This is a genomic window from Collinsella sp. D33t1_170424_A12 (assembly GCF_015554865.1).
Classification (GTDB): Bacteria; Actinomycetota; Coriobacteriia; order Coriobacteriales; family Coriobacteriaceae; genus Collinsella.
The window spans coordinates 1-26,036 of sequence record NZ_JADNJJ010000052.1 but is presented as its reverse complement, the minus strand read 5'-3'; the positions used below and the strand labels follow the sequence as shown (position 1 = coordinate 26,036).

The following is a 26,036-nucleotide window of genomic DNA, read 5'->3' as shown; positions in this document are numbered from 1 at the left end:
GGTATTTCCAAGGGCTGGAACAACGGTGACGGAACGTTTAGCTTCCGTCCGTATGCAATCGTGGCCCGCGCCGACATGGCTGCGTTCCTATACCGACTTGCAGGTGAACCTTCTTTTGACGAGGGCGCTGCGCCCTCGTTCTCCGATGTGGACGCCGGCACGCCGCATCGACGCGCTATTCTTTGGCTCGCCTCGAAGGGGATTTCGAAGGGCTGGGCCAACGGCGACGGCACGTATAGCTTCCGCCCGTATGCTAACGTTGCACGTGCAGATATGGCGGCGTTCCTGTATCGTCTGGCTGGTGAGCCAACATTTAATGAGGCTGAAGCGCCAGGCTTTTCTGACGTGAATGATCAAACGCCGCATAAGCGCGCCATTCTTTGGCTTGCGACTTCCGGGGTATCCAAGGGTTGGAACAATGGAAACGGTACGTTCAGCTTCCGTCCATATGTGGAGGTTGCTCGCTGCGACATGTCTGCATTCTTGCATCGTATGGAAGAAAACGGTCTTGTTCAGAAATAGCAGCGCTCTGAACGCTGGTATTGACTGACAAAAAGCCCTCCTTGCTATGCAAGGAGGGCTTTTTCGTTGGAGCATTCGGCTATGTGCGCCTGAATGCATGCGGCCTTGTTCAACGATCGGTGCCGTGCGGGACGGTTCGGATTATTTCACCAATCCGTTCTCATCCATGCGGTGCAGGAAGGCCGCCATATCGCAGCGGGATACGTCAAGGTAGGGGCGGAACGTCTTGGTGCCGTCTTTTTCCTCCCAGCCCTTCGAGACTCCTGAGGCTGCAAGCCATAGGATGGCTTCGCGATGCGGTGTATCGGCGACAACATCGGCAAAGGAGGCAATCGCACCCTCGTCGATCGTGGGATTGCCAGCCAGGCGATAGAGGAACGCGGCCATGTCGCAGCGCTTTACAATCTCGAACGGCCGGAAGCTGTACGTGCCGTCATGGTTGTCCCAGCCTTTTGAAATGCCCTTATATGCCAGCCAGAGGATGGCGCGTCGATGCGGCGTGTTCTGGTTGACATCGGAGAAGCGCGGGGCGGCGTTCTCGTCGAATTCCGGCTCGCCCGCCAGGCGGTAGAGGAAGGCCGCCATGTCGCAGCGCTTCACCGTGTCGTACGGCCGGAAGCTATGGGTGCCGTCCTCGTTATCCCAACCCTTCGAGATTCCCTCGGCGGCGAGCCATGCGATGTGGTCCTTGTGCGGGGTGGATGCGTCTACATCGCTGAATGAAGGCGTTTCTGGAGAAGGCTTCTCGGGTGCTTTGCCCGACGTGTCCATGAAATACCACATTCCGTCTTTGTGGACGAGGAGCATATCTTTGGAATCCAGCGTTCCCATATCGTAGATGCTGTCGAAGATCGCAGGTATGGCCAGTTCCTGCGTCTTTGTGTTGATGGCGCCGTAGCGGCCCTCGCCATCTCCAACATAGGCGAGCTGTCCGTTGAATATGGTGTTGCCGGCAACAACATAGTTGTATTTGCCCGTCTGCATGAGATCGAGGTTCGCACTGTAGAGCTTCTTAGGGAGATGGTGCTTCGTGCTGTGCTCGTTGGTTAGAAGCGGGAATGCGAGGTTGCCCTTGATGAGATGGGGCGAGTCGAGGTCCAGGCGGCCGTCAAGCTCCTTGATGACGTTGAGTTTTGAGTCGAGATAGCGACTTGGACCATTGAATAGGTGGAAACCTGGGAATTGGAAGAGCCGGAGCTCTGCATTCTCAAGCAAGTATGCGGGGCCCTGATCGGTCTATGTCTTCGTTGATTCGATGAGCCAGTGCTCATTTGGATCAAACGTCTGAAGCGTACGTCCGGAAGAGTCCAAGATGGCGGTTACCATCGCAAGGGAGTAATCGCCAATGGAGACGTCGGTCTTTTTAATGATGAACTGGTTGAGTGCGGAATAGGTGATGTTGTTACTCTGGACGGTTTCGAGTAGCTTTGCCTGTCCGCCGGGTCGATCAACATAAAAGGAGTACGTGCCGTGGTCGTCGGTCCAGCATAGCGATGCGTCGCTGTGGGCGAGTCTGGTCACGCTGGCGTAGCCCTTGCCGGAAAACAGCTCCGTGCCATCGAGCGTGAAGTAGCGGTATGTCAACGCGCCTTCCTGCGCCCACAAAAGCGGGAATTCGCCGTCGTTGGTCTGTACATTGGCGGAGCGGAACGGACCGTTGATCACCTTCTCGCTACCGTCGGGCTGTGTGATCATGACCTTGGTGATTTGGTATCCGCTCCGCTGTTGCCGTACCGTGTAGAACTGGTCTTTATACACGAGTTCGTTATCAAAATCGATGCCGGGATAGTCTTCGGTGTGAAGCTCCATGCGGTTGTTGGAAACCGTGACGTAGGTGTGCTTGTTGAGGTTCGTATAGATGTCTATCTGTTTTCCATCATCCGAGTTGTAGACGCCTTCAACCACCGTGGCCCCTTGGAAGCCCTGAAGGGTATGAAGCGTTTCTCCCGAATCGAGGTCGACGAGCTTCAATTCGATGCCGTTCTGGCGGACCCATGCGCCGATGGCGAGCTTGTCTCTGTAAAGGATTGCTGCTCCATCGCAGTCGGTTAGCACGAGACGTCCTTGAGCGTTCACCACAACGACCTTGTCGTTGGTCGTATCGATCGCGCGCATGCCACCGTGGGAACGGGCGAATTCTCCGCTAATCGATGCGCGGCCGTCGCTTAGCGGCTCGAACGGCTTGTAGCGGAAATCCTTGCTTGCCGTTACGTCTCCGTATTGATCGGTTTGGTAGCCCGTTTTAAAGAGGACGGTTCCGTCGGAGGCAACGAGATCGAGCTCGTAGACGGTGGTTTCGCCGGTTTTGCGTACGGTTTTTGCCATTTGCGCATTGCCGTTTACCACGCCGTAGACGTCATCATAGACGAGGCCCTTTGACAGGACGGTGCCTCCCCACGAGCCTGCTTGTGCGGCAAACGGCAGCGCGCACAAGCAGAGCACCGCCACGGTTGCGGCGAGGACTGCCTTGATGTTCTTTTGCACTATCTGCTCCTTCCTCGAACCCCTAGCGCGGGGACCTAGCTAGCTGCATATATCGTAACGGTTTGCACGGACACATGCGCGTCGATGCTGGTAGTTGGTATGCGATCATGCCGCATCGGTATACTGATGGCGAGATGGGATTGCGTTTCGGGTCGGTTGTAGGGCCGGAAACGGGTGCCTTAGGGTTGCTGCGCCTCGATCCGCGGGAGCTCCTGCTGATTGTTCAGCAAGTTGGCGGGCCATGCCGCAAGGTAATCCAGGCTGCGCGTGCGCAGCGTCTCATAGCGCTGCTCTGTTTGCTCGTTTACATCGTAGTGTGCGAATAAATCTGCGGCTTGGGTGTAGGCTGCTACGTTGTATGGTTGGGCTTGAAGCGTGCTTAGAAGCAGCAGTTCCGCATCTTCGGGGCGGTCTGCGGTGTAGAGGCAGCGGGCAAGCGCCGTCATGCCCGGCGTGGCCACGGCGAGGGGGAACGCATCGTACAGTTCGATTGCGGCCTCGCATTCGTCTGGCGTGGTGCAGGATTCGTATAGACGTGTACGCACCGTCTGGTCGTTGCGGGCGAGCGGATCTGCAGCGATCTGCGGTGATGCGGATCGAGGTCCTAAGGCTTGAATATCCGAAAGGAATTGGTTTTCGCATACGTCGAACGACAGCGCGCTTGCGCCGGAGGCGAGGAGGGCGATGCCGAGGACGGCATACGCGGCGACGCTGACATGAGTGATTGTGTTTGCAGGGGAGCCTAAGGCGGATTCGGATGAGGCGGGCGCTCGATTGGAAAGCAGCATGAGCACGAGCAGCACGATCATGGAACCGAACGAAAGGTCGAAGTCGACGAGCGCATGGAGAAGTAGGAGCGCTGCGGCAGCGTACGTTCCCGGTATTCGGTTTTCTGTTGCCTTTACTGTGCCGTTCCATAGCGTCGCCATGCAGAGCACGGCCATCGCGGTGCCGATCAGCCCATAGGATAGGGTGAACCCCAGGTAACTGTTGTGGATCACGTTCGCGGTGTACTGCGCCGATTGCACCCGGGGGTGCACGACGCGCCATTGCTGTGGTCCGATGCCGATAAGCGGCGCAGAGGCGAGAGCGCGCGTTCCATCCATGGTCTGTATGAGTCGTTCCGCACCCGTCTGTAGAGCCGAATCGAGGCGATCGGGGGCGCCGATGCAGACGGCGAACACGGCCAGTGCACCGATACCGAGGACCGCGATGGCGATCCTGGTAGTCGTTGTCTTTGTCTGCGAGGTGTTTTCCTGCTTCATTCGAGTCTGTTTGAGCATTTTGAGCATCCATGCGCACCCAATGATTGCGGCGGCGGCGAACGTTCCCATGGATTGCGTCAGCAGGGTACAGGCAAGAGGCAGAGCGGCCAGTGCTTTGATGCCACGGGTGCGAGCCTGTGACCATACGAGGCAGCTCATGACGGCGAAGTAGGCGCCCGCGGTGTTGGCGTACTGGAATGTGAATTGCAGGCGTCCGTCTACGACGGCGCCGGGATAGGGGAGCACGCGGGCGAACATGAGAAGCGCGACGACCGAGAAGAGAACGCCCTCGTACGCGATCAGTTGGATGGCGGAGTTCTTCTCGGCTTGTGAGAGCTGCAACCAGTACGTTGCCGTGGCTATGGCGAGGGCTGGTCGCGCCATAGCCGCAAGTGTTTCGTAGCTCGCGATCCCGTCGAGGAGCGGCCGTGCCGCGCACCACGCGAGCAGACAGACGGCAATTGCGACAGTTGCGATAAGCGTCTTGGAACTGTGCAGCGCGATGTTCGCGCCACGTTCGGAAAGGTGCCGCCTTCGTGAACGCATCGCGGCAAGAGGCGCGAGCACCGTGGTCGCTATCCCCATGGAAGCGGGGAAGTAGCCTCCTTGAAATGCTATGAGCAGCGCAAGGATCGCCGCCGGGGCGGCAGTCCAGATGGTAAAGGAATGCATGCTGATGGAAGCAGCCATATACCTGTCCTTTCCTCGCGCATAAGGATATCGCATAGGATCCATGGTGTTGTTTCTGTTCTGCGTGCGGACACGACTTGCGTTTCGAACCATTGCATACCTGATTATTACAATTCGGCTGATTCTTAAGAATCGATTCCTCAAATTTAAAGATAGCTGCCGCTCTACATGTGTGAGCCAATCCGCGCGTTGTTTACGGACTTTCAAAGCGGCGTTCGGATAGAGAATGCGTCCCCGCCGTGTGCTTGCCGGCCTCTATTCCCTGATTTGATACATGCGATATATTCTCCCGCTGTCCAGCCCCGCGCCCTTCTTGGTACACTGAATCTCGTATGGCTGCATAGCGATTTTGGTTGCAGCTGCCTTCAGCGGCCTTTTTTGCTATCGGGCACTTCAAGGTTTAGATTCATTTGAAGCATTGGGGGACTTGCATGGTCAGGCTGTTCAAAAATCTTTTCAGAAGATGGGTCCTTATCGCTGCCTGCATTGCTTCATGTCTTTGCCTGCTGCATTCGACTGTTCTTGTTCCCAATATCGCGCATGCGCTTGAGGCTTCGAACTTAATTGCGCAGGGCGAGTGCGGAGAATGCAGTTGGACTTTGTCGGATAGCGGAGAATTGGTTATCGCTGCAAAGGAGGGGACCAGCGGGAGGCTCCCAGACCTGTCGAACAATCTTAATAACGGCTACGGAGATGCTCCTTGGGATGATTATAGGGATGAGATTCTTTCTGCTCGATTTGAGGGCAGGGTCGTTGCTACGCGGGGTTATAGGACGAACGATATCGGCGGCATGTTCGCCGACTCCCGTAATCTTGAAAGCTTGGACCTGAATGGCTTCTCGCTGGGAGAAGTCACAAAACTTGATGGTGCCTTTTCAGGTTGTGATAGCCTGCGATTTGTAGACCTGTCGCCCCTCGATGTATCTGGAGTCGATACAGCATTCGAGATCTTCCAAGGCTGCAAAAGGCTGAATTCATTTGTCCTGGGTGATGACTGGAGGGCTCGAGGGTATCTTTTTGCTGAAGATGACGAGAGTTATTGGCTTTATGAATTCGATAACGTCGCATATTCTCATCGGGGAATTCCCGAGCACCGACCTGGTGCGTTCAAACGAGGCCGTCCGGGCTTTATCTTCGACCAATGGTACTCCCAGGGTAGTTGTAAGTGGTCTGTTGATTCAAGCGGCACCCTTTGCATCGCACCACTCGATGGCGTTCGTGGCGCTTTGGGCCAGTGGTGCCATTCCGATGGATGGGGTTGGGAGAGTCATAGGATACCGGGATGGTGCACTCCTTCAATTCGCTCTAGAATCAAGAAAGTAGCCTGTGCTGGGCTTGTTGTAGTTGATACATGTGAGAATATGTTCCGCAATCTCACGCATTTACGTGAAGTCAATTGGTCTGGTTTTGATTTCTCAAATGTATCTTCGTTAAACAGTATGTTTGAGGGCTGTCGAGGGCTTCAGGAGCTGACGTTTCCAGCGATGTCTTCTACGGATGCGGTCGAAGCTTCTTCTCTCTTTTATGGCTGCTCTTCGCTGGCTTCTGTTGACCTGCGTCGCCTTTCCGGTACCTGCCTATCTTCTGCTGATTCCATGTTTGAGGGATGCGTTTCGCTCAATGTGTTGCAAATCGTCGATGCTTTGTTTGACAAAGCAGAATCTATTGAAAGGATGTTTGCCGGCTGCTCATCTCTTCGGTCGATAGATTTATCATCAAATTCATTTCCATCTGCAACGTCGACTTTGGAGGCCTTCGAGGGCTGCGATGAGCTTGAGACAGTTGATTTTGCTCCTGGGTCTTTTAAAAATGCAGATAGCTTCAGGGCGATGTTCAGTGAGTGCACGGCCTTGGTCTCGCCGGGAGTCGATTGCATTGATTTTTCGAGCGCAGATGATCTCGGTTATCTGTTTGCGGGGTGCAGCTCTCTCGCTTCACTTGATTTGTCGGTTCTGAGCACATGCTATCCAAGCCAGATAGAGGCCATGTTCTCCGACTGCCCTGCGTTGCGCTCTATCGATTTGTCTTCGTTGCAGCCGTTGTATATCAATTCGATCGACAGCTTGTTCAGCGGCTGCTCGTCTTTACAAGCTATTGACCTGTCGGTATTCGATGGATGCCAGTTGATGTGCGCAAGGGAAGCCTTTTCGGGCTGTTCGAGTCTTGTTGAGGTTAAGCTCCCGCGCATCGAATACGCTCAGATAGGAAGGAGCTTTGAACTTGATGGGCTGTTTGAGGGCTGTCGATCGCTTGCTTCTATCTCTTTAGAGCCATTGCGTATCCTGGATGGCTCGTTTGCTTCATTTGATGCTCTTTGCAGTGGTTGTACAAGCTTGAAATACGCGGATATTTCAACTTTGGCCGACGAGGGTGATGACAACTGGATAGAGAGTGCCGTATTCGAAGGATGCGACTCTTTGTCTGAGGTCGTTGTTGGGAATCGCATCGGTATGTCTGAGGGTTGGAAGCATTCCATTTTGCCGCATGGGTATTGGGAAGATGTCGTAAGTGGTGCTATTTATTCATCTATCGAAGTACCCTCCTATCAAATGGGTCATTATCGACGCGTAAACGCTGTGCAATTTGCCGATGTTTTCAGTGGCACCCCGCACAACGAGCATATTCAATGGCTTGCTCGCAAGGGAATCTCTAAGGGCTGGGACAACGGCAACGGTACTTTCAGCTTCCGTCCCTATGCGATCGTAGCCCGCGCCGATATGGCCGCCTTCCTGTACCGTCTCGCGGGCGAGCCGGCGTTTGACGAGTCTTCGGCGCCTCGATTCATCGATGTCGATGCCTGGACGCCGCACCGTCGCGCCATCCTGTGGCTAGCATCCACTGGCATCTCCAAGGGCTGGAACAACGGCAACGGCACCTTCAGTTTCCGTCCGTATGCCAACGTCGTGCGTGCCGATATGGCCGCGTTCCTCTACCGCCTCGCCGGCGAGCCCGCATTCGACGAATCTTCGGTTCCCGGTTTTGCGGACGTTAGCGCCTCCACGCCGCACCGCCGTGCGATTCTGTGGCTGGCGTCCTCTGGCGTATCCAAAGGCTGGGACGAACCGAACGGTACGAAGACGTTCCGACCTTATCTCGAGGTCGCGCGTTGCGACATGGCCGCCTTCCTGCACCGCATGGAGCAAAACGGCCTGGTGAATAAGAGGTAGGGCTTCTATATCGTTTTCAATAACTGATGCGTCAGGGGTGGGGCTCGCCGTCGTGCATGCGATGGCGAGCCCTTTCTTTTAACTTGCGCGGTATACGGGCGTCCGCATAGAAAAATGTTGCGCAACATATGATTAGCTTTAGTTGCTAGCATGGGGTCATGGACGCTTTATTCAAGTTGGGCCCTGATGCACCGGGGCTGGGAAAGGAGAAAAAACGTCATGCTGTCGATTACTGGTAAGTTGAGGAAGGCGCTGGCGGCTGCGGCTGCCCTTGTGTTGTTGGCCGCCCCTGTTGGCGCGACGGCGCAGGAGTCAATCGACCTAAATGCACTGAGCAAGAAGTTTGACACGAAGCAGGAGTTCGCCCTTCCGGATGGTCCCATCTCGCCGTCTGTCCATGTTGACGCTGATTCCATTGCAGCGGCTCGCGATGCGATCAAGGCGGAAAACGCCGCTGCGCTGCCTGAGGCAACCTCTCTGCTTTCTGCTGAGTCTCGCGGTGGCTCGACGCCGGTTGTCCCCGGAGAGGCGTACGCTCTTCGAATCAATAGCTCGACGCTTATGCATACTTTTACCTTCAATGTGCCCTTCAATAACGAGGGTGCGTTCCTGGTCCGCACCACGGCGTATCGAAGCAGCGTCTTGCTGATGCTCGAAGACGCGAATGGTCGTACTCAGGTTCTCAAGACAGCTAAATATGGCGAGGATTCCGAGGTGCCGTGCGTGGTGCTTCCGGCTGGAAGCTACAAGGTTTCCGCTCTGATCAACACGGATTACAGCGGCACGCTGTTCTTCGGCTACGTGCTTATGGACGACGCGCCTCAGGGTGAGGGCTTCGTCTACGAGTTCGATGACAACAACGAAACGGCGAAAGCCATCGAGCTTGGCGCCGACCATATTGGTTACGGCACCATCCATAATGCCCTTATGGCTGGCACGACGGCGGCACTCGCAGATATGGATTACTATTCCGTGACGCTTGCGGCGCCTTCGTATCTGAGCATCAATATCGCTACGCGCTACGGTGTCTTCTTTGCTCTTGAGGATGCCGACGGTAACATCCTTAACTATGCGCTAGACCCCACCGCCAACAGCTTGGCGGGCATGTCGACCGGTAACGGCCTAACGGGTTTTGATACTGGACTGCTTCCCGCCGGCAAATACTACATCTTGGTCATGGGTAACCCTGATGTTCCTAGCACTGCGGGTGCTCCGTATTATGTTCGCTGTGATACCCGCGCATCTGGCTTCAAGGACGTCGATTACGGCACCCCGCACCTCGAGCATATCAACTGGCTTGCCAACGCTGGTATTTCCAAGGGTTGGCGTGAGCCCAACGGCTATACGTTCCGCCCCTTCGCCAACGTCGCTCGCGCCGACATGGCGGCCTTCTTGTATCGCCTCGTTGGCTCGCCTGAGTACACGCCTTCCGCAGCCGAGTGCGCGAAGTTCCGCGATGTCGATTCCAACACCCCGCACGCCAAGGAGATCTGGTGGCTTGCTTCTACCGGCATCAGCGCTGGTTGGAACATGGGCAGCGGCGTGTACGAGTTCCGTCCTTATGCCGAGGTGACGCGTTGCGACATGGCCGCGTTCCTGTATCGCCTTGCTGGTTCGCCTGCGTTCGAGCCCAATGCTTCCGAGCGCGCGGCGTTCCGCGACGTGAACGCCAGCACCCCGCATGCGAACGAGATCTTCTGGCTCGCCTCCTCTGGCATTTCCACGGGCTGGAATGAGTCCGATGGATCCAAGACGTTCCGTCCGTACAACATCGTCGTTCGCTGCGACATGTCGGCTTTCCTGCATCGCATGTCCGATTACGGCCTGCTGCCCGCGGAGTAGCCGCGCCGGTTCCGATCGAGCTCGTGGCGTTGAGCCCCACGTGATCACAGGTTCTTTAACGTAAGAGTGCCCGTCGGTTTGTAGCCGACGGGCACCTTTTGTGTAGCGGGATGTATCGCAGCTAGTTTTCGGATTTGAACGATCTCGTGCTGCTCAAATTGCCGTGGCGCCCGCCGCGGAGCTCATCTGTGGCGGGCGCATTGCTATAGACGGGCCTGTTCGTCGGTGCTCGCGTAGGTTAGGATTCGCCCATCAGCCCCTTCTCGTCCATGCGGTGCAGGAACGCGGCCATATCGGCGCGCTTCACCGTCTCGTGGGGGCGGAAGGTCATCGCGCCGTCCGGCTCGGTCCAGCCCTTGGAGACCTCGTTCGAGGCGAGCCACAGCACCGCGGCCCGGTGCGGGGTCGTGTCGACGACGTCGGTGAAGGGCGAGCCGGCTCCCGCCGGCTTCCCGGCGTTCTTGACGAGGCGGTTCAGGAACGCGGCCATGTCGCAGCGCTTCACCGTCTCGTAGGGGCGGAAGGTCCTGGTGCCGTCCGCCTCGTCCCATCCGGCGGAGATGCCCTGCGCCGCGAGCCACCAGACCTCGCGGGCGTGCGGGGTCCCGCCGTCCACGTCGGAAAACGCGGCGCGCTGCCCCGCCGTGGGCTCGAAGGCGGGCTCGCCCGCCATACGGTAGAGGAACGCCGCCATGTCGCAGCGGGCGACCTCGGCATAGGGGCGGAAGGAGGAGGTGCCGTCGCCGTTGCCCCAGCCCTTGGAAACGCCGCTGGCGGCGAGCCAGGCGATGTGCTCGGCGTGGGGCGTCTCGCCGGCGACCACGTCGCTGAAGGAGGGTGCCTGGGGCTGCGGCCCCCGCCCCGTCACGTCCATGAAGTACCATCTGCCGTCGCGCTTCACCAGGATGGTGGAGTCGTCCAGGTTTTCGCCGGCGTCACAGATTGCTTCGAACTCGATCGGGATCACAGGGTTGCCCGATGCGTCGAGTGCACCGTAGCGGCCTTTGCCGTCCGTGACGTAAGCCAGGCCTCCGCGCTCCGCGGCGCTGTTCGCTATCACGCGCTGCATGCCATGATAGGTGACGGGTTCGAGGTCGCGGTCGTACAGGACACTGGGAGTCCAAGCATGTTCGGAGTTCAAGGAGAGTGGAAATACGGATTCGCCTTCAATCTCAATATCGAGATAAACGGAAAGACTGCCGTCGAATTCCTTGAGCGTCGTCAGGTCTTTTGAAAGGTATCGAGTCTTGCCGCATTCTGTAAAGAACCCATCTTTGGCCTGTTCTTCTTTGAGTACATATCGAGCATCTGCAAATATGTAAATGGCTTCATCTGTTGTTGGGTGCTCTATTGGAGCAATCGATAGCGTCCAGTGCTCTGACGGCTTGTACGATTTGATCGTGCGTCCGTTGGCATCGATGATCTTGGTTGTATAGCTATAGCCTCCCCCGTAGGTTGCATCGGCGGGATCGCTTTGCTTCTCAGCGATATAGCTTCCAACCACATCGTAGTGAATGTCGCGCAGGTAGGGCAGTTCCTGTATCGCGCCCGTATTTAAGTGGTCTATGCAATATCTATATGTGCTTTCGTGGCTTTGCGGGTTTTCGATCATCTGAAAGCAGAGGTAGGCGTCTTCGTTTTCGAGCTTAGTTACTTGGTTGTAGTCTTTCCCGTTAAAAATCTCCGTACCATCGAGTATGAAGAATCTTTCTGGTGAATCCAGACTGCCGGAGCGGCTGCCGCCTGCGGTAATGCCAACGTCGATGCCATTGTGCATCCAGGCCACCCGCACATAATTAAAATCTCCTTCGATTGTTTTCACCGTGCCATCAGGTCGGGTGAAGACGGCGTCCCCGTCACCGGTTATTTCTACTTTGTAGCCGCTTTGCTCAATAACCGTGGCGGGGCCACCTGGATCGATTCGCAGATCTTCGTGTAGGACGATCGTATCGTTTTCAATCGTTATGGTTCCATCGTACGTATTGCTTACGGATATTGAAACGATGCCATCTCTATATGCCATATTGTAAAAAGTGCCCATACCTTCGAAGCCATGTGCGCTATCTATGAGGGTGCCGTTGGTGTCGAGCAGGCTGAATGAAAGCGCGCCATTTTCGGCGCGTGCAGTCAGGATGCGCTCTCCCGATGGGATTGCAACGATGGCATCATGATCTTTTGTGATGATGGTGCCTTTGTTGTTCACGTAGCAGATTTTATCGGTCGTGGTGTCAACAACTATAAGGCCGCCCATACACGTTTCGAATCCGCTGCTGTGCGCGGCGTTGCTTCCTCCGTATTTGTTGGCTGGAATATAGCGATAGCTGCTATGGGGAGAAATGAACCCCCATTCGTCGAAGGTGAAGCCGGTCTTAAATAAAACCGAACCATCAGACGCAACGAGGTCAAGCTCGGCGGCCGCCTGGCCGTCGGAATCGTTGATGGACTTGTACATCAGTGCGTTGCCGTTGACCACACCGTAGGCGTCATCGTAGACAAGGCCCTTGGAGAGCACGGTGCCTCCCCACGAGGCGCCGTTCGCCGCGAGTGGCAGGGCACAGATGCAGAGCGCTACTGCTATCCAGAGCACGGCCTGCGAAAACCTTCTTCTCATCGTTCTCCCTTCCCTATGAGAAGCTTCGGTGTCCGTGGTTGCGTACGGCACTGCGGTCGCTGGGTTCCGTGGACACCCCAATGCTTCCAACGTACCTCGCATGCTGCTTTCGCGCATTAAAGTGTGATAACGATTGGGCGGGGCGGGTGTAGGGGGAGGGATTGAATGCGAGGAGCCCTGGAGGAATCTCCGAGGCTCCTCGGGCGAGCTGAGCTATGGCATGGCCTATGTCAACGTGTCTGATGCTGATGAAAGCTGATCGATGGCGGCATCAAGGAACGCGGTTATACGCTCAGGCCTTTCCATTCAACCTTAGCGTAGTCACGGTGTTCGGCGAGAAATGCATCCACTCGATTCACGCATTCCTTATAAGTCACAATCTCCTGTCGTTCCTTGCCGTCCTTGAGGGTTTTCAGCTGGTAGGGACTCGTTTGACCACCTCGGTCTTCAGGATTCACATATGTCCAGTCCAGAGACGAGTCGACTTTCAGCTTCCTTCCGTCCCATCGTTGAATCTCAATGGCTCCGGTATCGAATCCTCCCGAACCGTAGTTGCCAATTGTCCCGTCTTTGTTGAGCCAATAAGAGCCTCGAACGATCGATTCGGCAAATCTTACGATGCTGCCATCGGAGTATCCAAAAGCGCATAAAACGATGTTAGCGTCATGGACGTCATCGACGAATCGGGTATCGTCCAGGGTTATCACCAGCTCATCGATTTCGTCATGATTTAGGTCAACATAGGCATACTTAACTCCTTTAACGCTTGGTGAAAAAGAGTAATCGCCCGTCCATGCTAATGGCCGATCGTTGGGAAGCATGATTCCGGATTGCCCCGCAGATGCGATGGCGTTCGCGTATTGAGCGAATAACTGCCTGTAATCATTGAGAACTCGTCCGAATGCAGCGTGCGCCGCTTCATTTTCCTTGTTGTCTTCGGGCTTGCCTCCTGGTATGTAAGTGCATTCCGGTACGAGGCGTCCGTCTTCCCAGTGCAAGTCCCACTTGAGCGGGGTCTCTTCGCGCCCGATCTGCACGAAGTCGAACGTGTTCTTGATGAACGCGCTGAACGGATCGAGGATGTCGAGTCTGCCGGTTATTCCAACTCCGACATACGCCGCCACATCGGAGCACACCATACCGGTCTCGCGGAAATCCATACGCCCCCAGATACCGGGGATGATCTTCGGTTGGATGGAGGCAATGTCGATGCCGAAGAACGCGAAGCCGGCGTTGGGGCCGAGGTCGAAGGTGAGTTCTCCTTCCAGCTCGGGCATGTCGATGTCGGCGTCGCGAACGGCGCGGAAATGACCGTCGAAGTAGTCCACTCCGGCGGAGAAGTGCGCCGACGTGCTCAAGGATAAGTGTCCGCTCAACGAAGGCGCGAGGGTTGCATTGAAGTCGATGGATGCGCCCGTGATGCCAAGTGGAATGGAGAGGTCTACGGGTAGCAGCGATATCTCTACACCGTCGAAATCCTGCTCGAGCAAGGCCTTCACTTTAAGAGAGGCGCTGGGGGAGAGCACGGCGGTCACCCGAGAGGGGGCAAGGCCCTTCTTCCAATCGATCTTGAGGGTTGCGGACACCGTTATGTTGCCGTCGATCGATACCTCTTCGGAAGGATGGTATGAGAACGGAATCTCGTAGGCACCCGAGATGCGCTCGTTCGAGCGCTCGTCGAGACCCGCGGTCCGCGCGGCGACGCCCAGCTCCAAGGGTACGCTTATCGCCTCTACGTGGACCTCGTCGAACACTTCATCGAGCGAGGTCGCCTGCTTGATCGCGATGCGGGCGTTGCCGGCACCCGCGTCCTCGACGGATTGAATGGTGCCGGCGGCGCCCAGCGGCATCGCGTCGCTCGGCTCGAGGATGACCTTGTCGCCCGTCTTGATATCGCTGACGGGCACCGGGACGATATAGCGCTCGCCGTCCGCTACGGCGTCGGCGATCTCTTCGACGTCCGATGCGGGCTTCCAGCTCGACATCGGCTCCGACGTTGCGGGCGTGGCGAGCAGCTCCTGCACGCGCGCCTCGGCCGCATCGGCCTCGCTTCCGGTTACGGCGTCGCCCGGGCGGACCTTTCCGTCCGGATCCGCTTCGCCGATGCCCGCCTTGATGGCGGCGTCGATGAGCGCGGGATGCTTCGACGCGCTTGCGTCGGGGGCGTCGCTTTCGATGCCCCCGTCGGTGAATCCGCAGGTCAGTGCTGCACAGCAGAGAGCGAAATCCCTGGTTGCGTCAGCGTCGCGGTCTTCGACATCGAAGGGGATGATGCCGATGCGCTTCGCCTCGTTCCAGGCGTCTGCCAGGTTTTCCTCAGAGAGGTCCAGTGAGGTGTCGTCGTTTTCCAGCGCGTTCACCATGCGAGCTGCCCATTCGGCATAGGAGGGCGGCTCGCCCGGCCCGTCCTGCGGAAGCTTGTTGAGGCGGTGCAGGAATGCCGCCATATCTTGGCGCGCTACGGCTGCCATGCCGCGGAAGGTGCCGTCGGGGTAGCCGGTGGAGACGCCCGTCGCCGCGAGCCACGCGATGTCGGCGGCATGGTCGGCCGTCGCGCCCACATCGGGGAAGCCGCCGGGCTCGCCGCTCCAGCTCGCTGCGCCCCCCACGCCCTCGCGTGCAGCCAGGCGGCGCAGGAACGCTGCCATGTCCTGGCGGCATACCGCCGCCATGCCGCGAAACGTGTTATCGGGGTATCCCGTGGAGATGCCGGTCTCGGCCAGCCACGCGATGTCGTCGGCGTGGGGCGTTGCGTCCGTGACGTCCGTGAAGGTGCAGGCGTACGTCTTGGACTCCGCAGCGCTCTCGTCGCCCATGAGGCGGGCGAGTCGGCGCAAAAACGCGGCCATGTCCTGACGCGTCACCGCGTCGCCGCCGAGGAAGGTGCCGTCGGGAAAACCGGTCGAGATTCTGTTCTCGGCCAGCCATGCGATATCCTCGGCATGCGGCGTAGACGCGTTGACATCAGGGAACGACCCGCTCGCGATCGGTGACGCCCATGCTCTGGTCGCGAGCATAGCGAATAAGATGGCCGTTGTAATGCAGCAGCCTATCAACGTTATTATTCTTCTGTTTGGTTTGGCGATGCGGGCACATTCCATTGCGGGCTCCTTCCTAGCTTGCATGCAATATATGACGTTATCGCGGCTTGCATGCATGACATTGCTTCAGCATGATAGAAAGAGCCCGTGGCTTCATTATCAAATGAAAAAGAGGCGATTCGTCTCTTTTTCGAGCTAGTTTAACGGGAACACCCCGCCGAGATACGTGCTCAGCCTATGCAGGAACGCGGCCATATCCTGACGAGTGACGGGAGCGAGTCCGCGGAACGTGCCGTCGTGGAATCCCTCGGTGACGCCCGTGCCGGCGAGCCACCAGATTTCCCGGGCGTGAGGTGTCGCGGAAGTGACGTCGGCGAAGCGGTGGACGTCGTCGGAGCCTGGCGCGAAGCTCGGCGAGCCCGCGAGTCGATAGAGGAAGGCCGCCATATCCTGGCGCGCTACCGTGTTCAATCCTCGATAGGTGCGATCGGTCCATCCCTGCGCGATGCCCTCCGAACCCAGCCAGCAGATCTCTTTGAAATGCGGCGTCGCGGGCGTGATGTCGGCGAACCGCTCGAGGTCCGCCTTGCTGGGCGTGTAGGCGGGTTTCCCGGCGGTCCGGTAGAGCAGCGCCGCCATATCCTGGCGCGTAACGTTTGCCTCGCCGCGGAAAGATCCGTCGGGGAACCCCGTCGTGATGCCCTGTTTTTTCAGCCAACCGATGTCCTCGTGATGGGGCGTTGCAGGTGTGACGTCGTTGAAGCCATACAGGTTGAAGGGCGTGAACGCATTGATGTCAACGGAGCCCGAGATGCCGTCCACGACGCCCATATCGGTGTATTGCCACCCATGGAAGTCGGAAGCATGCATCTTGAAATCAAACTCGAGCTCCGCGGCGTATTGCGCCACCCAGCTCGTCCGCTTCCATATAGCGGGGCTTTTCAGGGCGCCCTTCAGCAGGAGGCCTGCGTAGCTGTAGATGGAGACGTTTGCGAAGCCCGCTGTGTCCATGGCGTTGAAGTAGGCGTCCACGATAGCCTCGTAGGTCTTTGTGTCCGAGGGCGGCTTGTGGCCCGTCCAGGTCCAAGTTTCAAGGTCGTAATAAACGGGAAGCGTTGGTTTTGCGTCGTAGCGCTTGAGAAGCTCCGCCGTCCACCCGCCCTCTTTCGCGGCGAAGTCGGCATCGTAGGCGTAGCTGAAGAGGTAGACGCCGTAGGGCATGCCGATACGCTCGCATTCACGAAGGTTGCGCGCGAACGATGCGTCCTCGTTGCCGATGCCGTAACCGCAGCGCAGGATCGCGGCGTCCACGCCGGAGCGCTTGACGGCATCCCAGTCGATGGTCCGCTGGTGTTCGGATACATCGATCACCTCGACGGCGGGGGAGGCGAATACGCGTCCATTTCCGTCGATGAACGTTTTGCCTTCGGCGGTTTCCTTCCATTGGTGGTCGCGCCATCCACGAAAGGCGAGCGTCGCGGCGTCAGAGCCCATATGACCCAGCGGGTCGGGTTGATAGTTTTCGTTGGCCCAAGCTACGTATTCCTCGAATGAGGCGAGATGGACGTGGGCACTCGAGGTCTCGGACGCCTGCGCTGCCTTGGGCGCTGCCGCGATGGCGCCGAGGGCGCCGGCGCTTGCAAGCAGCGCGCGCCTCGATAGGGTAGTCGATGGATGCTCTTGATGTGTCACGGAAGTCTCCTTGAGAATAGGCTCCTTGTTCGAGTTCCGCGGCGCAGTGCGCGGCGAGGGTCTCGATTATTCGGGGTATTGTACTCGAAGATGCTCCATGGGCGACAGACGCCTCGGCACGCTCGCTGGGAAACGCTCGCGCGTTTCCTCAGGCTCGCGACCTCCCGGTCCGAATCCTGCGCGGGCAAGAAAAACGCCCGAACCTGCACGTGATTCGGGCGTTTCAATCTCTGGTGCGCCGTATAGGATTCGAACCTACGGCCTTGGGATTAGAAGTCCCCTGCTCTATCCAGCTGAGCTAACGGCGCGTAGGTGTGATTATAGACGAAAGCGGGGCGCCGGGACAAAAACGAATCGATGGATGCGCCGAAGTGGCCGCCCGATATCCGAGCGTGCTATATTTTTTTAGTTCATATCCTGGGCGATGAAGTTTGCGAGCAATGAATCGAGGGTCAGGCGTGGGGTTCTTTACTATGCATGATGGGCAGCGGCGCGGCGATGGAGCCGGGCCTTCGGAATTGGAAGGGCAGCCAGCCGCGACGCCTGCTTGCGAGTTCGTCAAGGCGCACCAGGTGATTTCCGCCGAGGGTTTGGTCACGCGCGATAACGCGCTCCTGCATCTTGCCCGCGTCGCCGTGGACCTGGGGTTGGCAACCGATGCCGACGAGCTCTATCGTGCCTTTATCGCGCGCGAGCTCGAGGGCGATACGGGCATGGTCGACGGGTTCGCGGTTCCACATGCGAAAAGCTCATCGGTGTGCGAGGCTTCAGTTCTCATCCTGAAAGATCCCGTGGGCATCGAGGGCTGGGGCACCATGGACGACCTGCCCGTCACCGTGGCGATCGCCCTGCTCATCCCCGAGGTCAATGCCGGGACGTCGCATCTCATGGTGCTTTCCAAAGTGGCCGAAGCCCTTATGGACGATGCTTTTCGCGCTGCGATGAAGGCCGAGGACGGGCCCGAACTTGTAGCGGCGCTTGTCAACGATCGCCTGGCTTAAGCAGCCCGGTCCGGGTGCGGTGCTGCGGGTTTTCCTTGGGTGTTTCGGCGGCGCCATGCGGCCATTTGAATCTCACATGAATGCGCATAAGCTGGGAAAACGCTTCGAATGGCGATCGCGTTGCAGACTAATCCCGTGTTCTGCATGGTTTTTATCCCTGTATGCGGTAGAATAATTCCGTCTTATATCGTGCCCCATGGCATCGCGCCGCAAGGCATGTTGAAAAGGAGTCAGTTATGGTTTCTGAGAAGGCCACCCTCATCAATCCCCAGGGTCTGCACATGCGTCCCGCTGGTCTCTTCGCGTCCACCATGGGCAAGTTCGCCTGCGACGTGACCGTCGTCACCCCCGATAAGGAGGTCAACGGCAAGAGCCCCATGGCTCTCATGGCTGCTGGCATCCCCTGCGGCACCGAGGTCGAGGTTAAGTGCGACGGCGCCGACGAGGCCGAGGCTCTGGCCCAGGCTATCGAGCTCATCAAGAGCGGTCTCGGCGAGTAACTCGCCCGCGGGCTTGACCATTGAACAAGTAAGTTCATAGCAATGTACGCAGGCGTCTACGGTCGTGGACGCCTGCTTTTTGTAGCGGTTCGGTTCCCGCCGGGCCGCACGGAGAGAGGAAATGGGAATGTACCAGGGAGTCAACGCTTCTGAGGGCATCGGTATCGGCACCGTCATGGTGGCCGTCGATCCCGACCTGACTTTTGAACCCCATGAGGTCACCGACGTCGCTGCTGAGAAGGAGCGCTACCAGGCCGCGCTCGCCGTCTTCTGCGAGAAGACCCAGGCCCAGGCCGACCACATGAAGGTCGCCGTGGGCGAGGCCGAGGCCGAGATCATGGCCGGCCACATCGTGCTTGCGCAGGACCCGGGCATGACCGACGGCATCAACATGGCCATCGACGGTGGCACCTGCGCCGAGCAGGCCCTCGTGGACACCAGCACCATGTTCGAGAACATGTTCCTGTCCATGGATGACGAGATGTTCCGCCTGCGCGCCGCCGACATCGCCGACATCCGCACCGGCATCCTGGCCGAGCTGCTGGGCGTCGAGGTCGTCGACCTCTCCGTTCTTCCCGAGAACACCGTGGTCGTCGTTCATGACCTGACTCCGTCCATGACGGCTACCATCGACAAGGAGCACGTCGCCGGCATCGTTACCGAGACCGGTGGCCGTACCTCCCACTCCGCCATCATCGCCCGCGCCCTCGAGATTCCCGCAGTCCTCTCCGTTGCCAACAGCTGCTCTGCGCTGCGCAACGGCATGACCGCCATCGTCGACGGCTCCAAGGGCGTCGTCATCGCCGATCCCGATGAGGCCGTCCTTTCCGAGTACACGGCCAAGGCCGAGGAGTTCGCCGCCGAGAAGGCCGCCCTCGAGGCCTTCCGCGGCAAGGAGACCGTCACCGCCGACGGCATCAAGAAGATCCTCGCCTGCAACATCGGTAGCCCGGACGACGTGGCCAACGCACTCGACCACGATGCCGAGGCTATCGGCCTGTTCCGTTCCGAGTTCCTGTTCATGGATGCCACCGAGCTTCCTTCCGAGGAGGAGCAGTTCCAGGCCTACCGCAAGGTCGCTACCGCCCTCAAGGGCGCTCCGGTCATCATCCGTACGCTCGATGTGGGCGGCGACAAGGAGATCCCCTACCTCCATATGGAGAAGGAGGAGAACCCCTTCATGGGCTTCCGCGCCGTGCGCTACTGCCTCGAGAACGCCGACCAGTACAAGGTCCAGCTCCGCGCCCTGCTGCGCGCCGGCGCCTTCGGCGACGTCAAGATCATGATCCCGCTGGTCACCTGCGTCGAGGAGGTCCGTGCTGTCAAGGCGCTCGTCGAGGAGTGCAAGGCCGAGCTCGAGGCCGAGGGCATGAAGTACGACGAGAACATCGAGGTCGGCGTCATGATGGAGACCCCGGCTGCCTCCCTCATCGCCGATAAGCTCGCCGAGGAGGCCGACTTCTTCTCCATCGGCACCAACGACCTCATCGGCTACACCATGTGCGCCGACCGCGGTAACGACCACATCTCCAACCTCTACCAGGTGTACTACCCGTCGGTTCTGCGCTCGATCAAGAACATCATCGAGAGCGGTGTGAAGGCCGGCATCATGGTGGGCATGTGTGGCGAGGCTGCTGCCGATCCGCTGCTCGAGCCGCTGCTGATCTCGTTCGGCCTGGAGGAGTTCTCCATGTCCGCGCCGAGCATCCTGCGCGCTCGTAAGACCATCTCCCAGTGGAGCAAGGCCGACTGCGACGCGCTTGCCGAGCGTGCTCTGTCCTGCTCGACGGCCGAGGAGGTCAAGGCGATTCTCGAGGAGGCCGCTCGCTAGGGCGCCGCTTCGATTCATGTGATTTTAGGAACGTGCCGTTGACGGCGAATCGCTTGGAATCGGCCCGTTCTAAAAAAGGGGGCTATATGTTTTACACTCTGACCGCAAATCCTGCAGTCGATATGACCGTTTCTTGCAACGGCCTGGTTCCGGGCGAGAACGTCCGTTCTGGCTCTGCGAACTACACGCCGAACGGCAAGGGCCTGGACGTGTCTTACGCGTTCAAGAAGTTCGGCGTCGACTCCGTTGCCCTGGGCTTCTTCGCCGGCTTCACCGGTAAGTTCATCGTCGAGGAGACCATGAACATGGGTTGCCTGTGCCGACCGGTGTGGGTCGACGGTATCACGCGCATCTGCGCCTACATCAACGACGGTGAGAACGAGTACGGCGTCCTCAATCCCGGTGCGCCCATCACCCCGCAGCACGAGCAGGAGCTCTTCAAGATCCTGGACACCGCCGGCAACCTCGATTGCCTCGTCGTGTCCGGCTCCGTGCCGCCGCGCGCGTCTAAGGACTTCCTGGACAAGGTTATGGATCACGCTCAGGCCCGTGGCGCCGACGTCGTGCTGGACCTGTCCAGCAACAAGCTGAAGGAGCTGGCTGTTAAGAAGCCGCTGCTCATCAAGCCGAACCATCATGAGATGCGCGAGATCTTCGGCGTGACCATCGATACCGATGACGATGCTCGTCGCGCGCTCGCCATGGCCCACGAGATCGGCATCCAGAATGTCCTGCTCACCATGGGTAGCCGCGGCTCCGCGTACTTCTCCAACGGCGAGGATATCTGGTACGCCCAGCGCCAGTTCAACATCAAGCTCGTCTCCTCTGTATGCGCCGGCGACTCCACGCTCGCAGCGTTCCTGCACAAGTGGTACGACGACCGCGACAACGTCGAGGAGGCGCTCAAGCTCGCGCTTGCCACCGGTGCCAACGTCGCCGAAAGCGTCGGCCTGGGCGATTTCGCCAATGTCGAGGAGTACAGCAAGCGCATCGCCGTTCGCAAGCTTCCGCGTCTGTAAAGGCTGTATACGATACGGTTCCTGTAGCCGTATCCGCGCCGTTAGAGTTTGCATGGGCCGTCGGGTATCCGGCGGCCCATTTTCTTTGCCCTCGCCTGGTGTGCGAGGCTCGCGCTGGGCGGCTATACTAAACCAACGACTAAAGGAGTTGGTATGGCTGTGAACGCGTATCGTTCTGATAATTCGTGCTCGCTGGAGGGCGTGGTCCCGTCCGCCGCCTCGCTGCGCGTGCTTCGCGCGCTCGAGAGCGCCGGGCTTGAGGCCTGGTATGTGGGTGGCTGGGTGCGCGATGCCATCATGGGTGTACCGAGTCACGATGTCGATATGTGCTGCTCGGGCTCCTGGGAGGAATCGGAGCGCGCCCTTCTGTCCGCCGATATCGATGTCGTTCGCAGCGGCATCAAGTTCGGCGGCATCACGGCCGTTGTCGAAGGCGAGCGCATCGAGGTCACGACGTATCGGTTGGACGGGTTCTACACCGACGGCCGCCATCCGGATGAGGTGGTGCGTGCCGGCACCATTTCCGAGGATCTTGCGCGTCGTGATTTCACCGTGAATGCCATGGCCTGGCATCCCGAGCGCGGCGTGCTCGACCTCTTCGATGGTCGCGGTGATATTCAGGCTCGTGTTATTCGCGCCGTCGGTGAGCCCGCCGTGCGTTTTCGCGAAGACGCCCTGCGCATGCTGCGCGCCGTGCGGTTTGCCTGCCGTCTCGATTTTGCTATAGAGCCCGCCACGTGCGCCGCGCTCGCCGAATGCGCACCCTTGTTGGATGCCGTCGCCAACGAGCGCGTCGGCATAGAGATGTGCGGTATCCTCGCCACACGTCACGGTGGCGACGCCATGCTGCGCTATCCGGAGCTGATATGCGCCGCGATCCCCGAGTTGGCCGCGGCTCGCGATTTCGATCAGTGCAGCCCCTACCATGCCTTCTCGGTCTACGAGCATATCGCCCGCGCCCTCACGGTCGCCGGCGAGCTTTCCCGCTTCCGCATAGATGGCGGCGACCCCGATAGCGAAGCATCGCTTTCGCTTATGTGGGCGGCGTGCCTGCACGACGTTGGTAAGCCTGCGTGCTTTACGCAGGATGCGGGCGGTCGCGGTCACTTCTACGGGCATCCGGAGGAGGGGGCGAAGATGGCGCGGTCCATCATGCGTCGTCTGGGCCTGAGCGACATGCTGGTTCGCGACGCCTGCACGCTCATACGCTATCACGATATGCCGGTAGAGCCCGAGCGCACGAGCTTGCTTCACGCTATGCAGTTGTTCGATCGCGCGGGGTGCGATGTCGCTCGTCTTATGGGCGAGCTGTTCGACCTCAAGCGCGCCGATACCCTGGGCAAAGCTCCCTCGTGTTTCTATTACGTCGAAGAAATCGAGCGCATGCGCGAGATGGTGCGCGAGCTGGTAGCCAATGGCGACGCCTATAGCGTGAAGATGCTCGCCATCGGCGGACGCGATCTTATCGATGCCGGCGTTCGTCCGGGTCCGCGCCTGGGCGAGCTACTCGAGCGCGCCCTGCAAGCCGTTATGGACGGGCGGGTGCGTAACGAAGCGCAGTCGCTTCTGGCGTACCTCGGCCTCGCGTAGGGCGCCGTCGCCTCTTTACATATATCGCTACCATGTGTTATTGCCTGCACGTATGAAGCGGGGTAGCATCGTTCACACCGTGCGTAGCACGAATGAATGAACTCGTAACACGATTGGAGCGCATATGTCGTCCACTCTTTCCCGTCCCGTGCCGCGTCGTGCGGTTTTCGGTCTTATGGCTGGTGCCTGCGGCATGGCGGCACTTGGTTCCCTCGAGGGCTGCGCCGGGCGCGATGATGCGCAGGGCGCCGGCTCGGCCGCCCCGATCGACTCAAAGAAGACGGTGACGGTGGCCATGAACGCCAGCTGCGAGCCGGCCGCCGGCTTCGACCCCCTGGTTGCCTGGGGTTGCGGCGAGCACGTGCATGAACCGCTTATCCAGTCCACGCTCGTGACCACCGATGACGAGATGAACATCACCGGAGACCTCGCTCGATCGTTCGTATGCTCCGCAGACGGCATGGTGTGGACGTTCGACTTGCGAGACGACGTCGTGTTCTCGAACGGCGAGCCGCTGCGCGCCCAGGACGTGGCGTTCACGGTTAACGCGGTGGCTCACGGCGATACGTCCGAGGCGGACCTTTCCATGGTGAGGGAGGCGGTCGCTACCGGCGACCATACCGTCGAGCTTCATCTCACCAAGCCGTATAACGCGTTGCTCTATACGCTCGCCGTGCTGGGCATCGTCCCCGAGGCGTCGTATGGCGAGGGCTATGGAGCCAGCCCTATTGGGTCCGGGCGCTACGTGCTGGAGCAGTGGGACGAAGGCCAGCAGGTGATCTTCGCGGCAAATCCGCGCTACTACGGACCCGCGCCTTCGATGGAGCGCGTCGTCGTCGTATTCATGGAGGAGGATGCGGCGCTGGCCGCCGTGCGCTCCGGTCAGGTCGACGTGGCCTTTACCTACCCGACGCACTCGGACCAGACGGTCGACGGCTACGAGCTCGTGGCGTACCGCACCGTCGACTCGCGCGGCATCTCGCTCCCCACCGTCCCCGCCGGCGGGACCAAGGTGCTTGAAGGCGATATCGCCTACGCCATGGGCAACGACGTGACCTGCGATGTCGCCGTTCGCCGTGCCATCAATATGGGCATCGACCGCCAGGCGATCATCGACCATGTGCTCAACGGCTACGGTCGCGTGGCATACAGCGTGGGCGACGGCATGCCGTGGTCGAGCGAGGACATGGCTGTCGAGTTCGACCGCGATGGGGCGTGTGCGCTTCTGGACGAGGCGGGTTGGAAGCTGGATGACGGCGGCGTCCGCTGGAAGGACGGCGTCCGCGCGGCTTTCGACGTGTGGTACTCCTCCGATGATTCCTCTCGACAGGCTATGGTCAACGAGTTGTGCCAGCAGCTGCACGAGCTGGGTATAGACGCCGCGCCGCGTGGCAGCAGCTGGGACGAGATCTACCTGCACCAGTTCGAGAGCCCCGTGCTGTGGGGTTGGGGTTCCAATGCTCCCGTGGAGGTGTACGAGCTGCATTACTCCACGGGCTGGGGCAACTACCCGTGCTACGAGAACGCGATGGTCGATGCCTACCTTGACGAGGCGCTGGCCCAGACCGACCTGGAGGCGTCGTATCCGTATTGGAAGAAGGCCATGTGGGATGGCGAGGAGGGCGTGGCGCCGCAGGGCGCTTCGACGTGGTGCTGGATGGCCAACGTCGACCATCTGTATTGGAAGCGCGATGGGCTGGACGTTGCCGGTCAAAAGCCGCATCCGCACGGCCACGGCTGGTCGCTCGTGAACAACGTCGACGCGTGGGCGTGGAAGTAGCAGCTGCGTGCCGCTTTCCGGAAGGACTGCATCCGAAAAAGCGGCGTCTTCGTCTGAAAGGGTGGGACGGCATGAGGCATGTGCCCCGTCTGCCATGGTGGCTCCGGCTGCCGCTCCGCTTCGTGGCGCTCCTGGGCGCTGTGAGCATCATCACGTTCGTTTTGGTTGGGCTTTCGCCTATCGATCCCGTGCAGGCCAACGTGGGGCAAGCAGCCTATCTCGCCATGAGCGCCCAGAAACGCGCTGCGCTGGCCGAGTATTGGGGTGCGGGCCGGCCCGTGCTCGAGAGGTTCGGCAGCTGGCTTGCCGGGGCGCTGCGAGGCGACTTCGGATACAGTCTGCGGTTCAACGCGCCCGTAGTAACGGTGGTGGGGGAGCGTCTGGCTTCCTCGGGAGCCTTGCTCGCGGTCGCATGGCTGCTTTCGGGTGCCCTCGGGTTCGCGCTGGGGCTGGTCGCCGGCGCGCGGCGGGGTACCGCGGTGGATCGCGTCATCAAGGCCGTCTGCTACGCGCTCACGGCTACACCGGCGTTTTGGCTGGGCCTGCTGTTTCTGATGGTCTTCGCCGTGGGGTTGGGGTGGTTCCCCATCGGGTTCGCGGCCCCTATCGGCATGGCGGCCCGGGACGTGGACGCGTTGAGCCGCCTGCATCACCTTGTGTTGCCCGCGATCGTGCTCTCGCTCACGGGGATCGCACCCGTGGCCTTGCATACCCGCGAGAAGTGCATCGACGCGCTTCAAAGCGATTATATGCGCTTCGCCGCGAGCCGCGGCGAGGGCGAGGGGAGCGCCCTGTTCCGCCATGGGTTGCGAAACATCGCCCTGCCCGCCGTCACGCTGCATCTGGCGTCCATCGGCGAGCTGTTCGGCGGTTCGATTCTGGTCGAGCAGGTGTTCTCGTATCCCGGGCTCGGACAGGCGGCCGTGACGGCCGGCCTGGGCGGCGATGCGCCGCTGTTGGTGGGGATAGCGCTGGCGTCGGCGATGCTCGTCTTCGCTGCA

Annotated in this window: 16 protein-coding genes and 1 tRNA gene; 10 read left to right on the top strand and 7 right to left on the bottom strand. The window is 59.4% G+C overall.

The features are described 5' to 3' along the window. Positions 1-522 (top strand): S-layer homology domain-containing protein (locus I2E26_RS02570; protein ID WP_229056356.1); only part of this gene is annotated, 522 nt, incomplete at its 5' end. Positions 523-663: 141 nt separating this feature from the next. Here the strand turns inward: I2E26_RS02570 and I2E26_RS02565 are convergent. The 3 genes from I2E26_RS02565 to I2E26_RS02555 all read right to left on the bottom strand — a co-directional run bounded on the left by I2E26_RS02565 (position 664) and on the right by I2E26_RS02555 (position 4,961). Then, positions 664-1,737 (bottom strand): S-layer homology domain-containing protein, encoded by a 1,074-nt coding sequence (locus I2E26_RS02565; RefSeq protein WP_195419500.1) that lies wholly within the window; start codon positions 1,735-1,737, stop codon positions 664-666. 21 nt (positions 1,738-1,758) lie between these two features. Next, on the bottom strand, positions 1,759-3,006 hold the full coding sequence (locus tag I2E26_RS02560) for a hypothetical protein (protein WP_195419499.1): 1,248 nt from the start codon (positions 3,004-3,006) through the stop codon (positions 1,759-1,761). Positions 3,007-3,185: 179 nt separating this feature from the next. Further along, positions 3,186-4,961 carry an O-antigen ligase gene (locus I2E26_RS02555; protein ID WP_195419498.1) on the bottom strand — a complete coding sequence of 592 codons (1,776 nt, stop codon included), beginning with the start codon at positions 4,959-4,961 and terminating at the stop codon, positions 3,186-3,188. Between the two features lie 431 nt (positions 4,962-5,392). Here I2E26_RS02555 and I2E26_RS02550 point away from each other — a divergent pair, with 431 nt between their 5' ends. Then, on the top strand, positions 5,393-8,128 hold the full coding sequence (locus I2E26_RS02550; RefSeq protein WP_195419497.1) for a leucine-rich repeat protein: 2,736 nt from the start codon (positions 5,393-5,395) through the stop codon (positions 8,126-8,128). Between the two features lie 219 nt (positions 8,129-8,347). After that, positions 8,348-9,970 carry an S-layer homology domain-containing protein gene (locus I2E26_RS02545; protein WP_195419496.1) on the top strand — a complete coding sequence of 541 codons (1,623 nt, stop codon included), beginning with the start codon at positions 8,348-8,350 and terminating at the stop codon, positions 9,968-9,970. A 238-nt stretch (positions 9,971-10,208) separates the two neighbouring features. Here I2E26_RS02545 and I2E26_RS02540 read toward each other — a convergent pair whose 3' ends face one another. The 4 genes from I2E26_RS02540 to I2E26_RS02525 all read right to left on the bottom strand — a co-directional run bounded on the left by I2E26_RS02540 (position 10,209) and on the right by I2E26_RS02525 (position 17,622). Beyond that, complete coding sequence (locus I2E26_RS02540) at positions 10,209-12,581, bottom strand: S-layer homology domain-containing protein (protein ID WP_195419495.1); 2,373 nt, start codon at positions 12,579-12,581, stop codon at positions 10,209-10,211. A 284-nt stretch (positions 12,582-12,865) separates the two neighbouring features. Beyond that, the gene (locus tag I2E26_RS02535; RefSeq protein ID WP_229056355.1) at positions 12,866-15,598 is read right to left on the bottom strand and encodes an S-layer homology domain-containing protein; all 2,733 of its coding nucleotides are present in this window, start codon (positions 15,596-15,598) and stop codon (positions 12,866-12,868) included. 219 nt (positions 15,599-15,817) lie between these two features. Beyond that, the gene (locus I2E26_RS02530; RefSeq protein ID WP_195419493.1) at positions 15,818-17,314 is read right to left on the bottom strand and encodes an S-layer homology domain-containing protein; all 1,497 of its coding nucleotides are present in this window, start codon (positions 17,312-17,314) and stop codon (positions 15,818-15,820) included. Between the two features lie 231 nt (positions 17,315-17,545). Next, a tRNA-Arg gene (locus I2E26_RS02525) sits at positions 17,546-17,622 on the bottom strand. 132 nt (positions 17,623-17,754) lie between these two features. Here I2E26_RS02525 and I2E26_RS02520 point away from each other — a divergent pair. From I2E26_RS02520 to I2E26_RS02490, 7 genes are all read left to right on the top strand, one after another. Next, positions 17,755-18,315: a PTS sugar transporter subunit IIA gene (locus I2E26_RS02520; RefSeq protein ID WP_195419492.1), complete on the top strand. Its 561-nt coding sequence runs from the start codon at positions 17,755-17,757 to the stop codon at positions 18,313-18,315. 236 nt (positions 18,316-18,551) lie between these two features. Then, on the top strand, positions 18,552-18,815 hold the full coding sequence (locus tag I2E26_RS02515) for an HPr family phosphocarrier protein (protein ID WP_147588184.1): 264 nt from the start codon (positions 18,552-18,554) through the stop codon (positions 18,813-18,815). A gap of 127 nt (positions 18,816-18,942) precedes the next feature. After that, entirely contained in the window at positions 18,943-20,646 is a 1,704-nt protein-coding gene (ptsP, locus tag I2E26_RS02510) for a phosphoenolpyruvate--protein phosphotransferase (protein ID WP_147588384.1), read from the top strand. A gap of 86 nt (positions 20,647-20,732) precedes the next feature. Next, positions 20,733-21,665 (top strand): 1-phosphofructokinase family hexose kinase, encoded by a 933-nt coding sequence (locus tag I2E26_RS02505; protein WP_147588185.1) that lies wholly within the window; start codon positions 20,733-20,735, stop codon positions 21,663-21,665. A 153-nt stretch (positions 21,666-21,818) separates the two neighbouring features. Then, positions 21,819-23,255, top strand: a complete 1,437-nt coding sequence (locus tag I2E26_RS02500; protein WP_195419491.1) for a CCA tRNA nucleotidyltransferase — start codon at positions 21,819-21,821, stop codon at positions 23,253-23,255. Between the two features lie 124 nt (positions 23,256-23,379). After that, positions 23,380-25,035 (top strand): ABC transporter substrate-binding protein, encoded by a 1,656-nt coding sequence (locus I2E26_RS02495; RefSeq protein WP_229056354.1) that lies wholly within the window; start codon positions 23,380-23,382, stop codon positions 25,033-25,035. Positions 25,036-25,106: 71 nt separating this feature from the next. Further along, the coding region (locus I2E26_RS02490) for an ABC transporter permease (RefSeq protein ID WP_195419490.1) at positions 25,107-26,036 on the top strand (930 nt) is incomplete at its 3' end.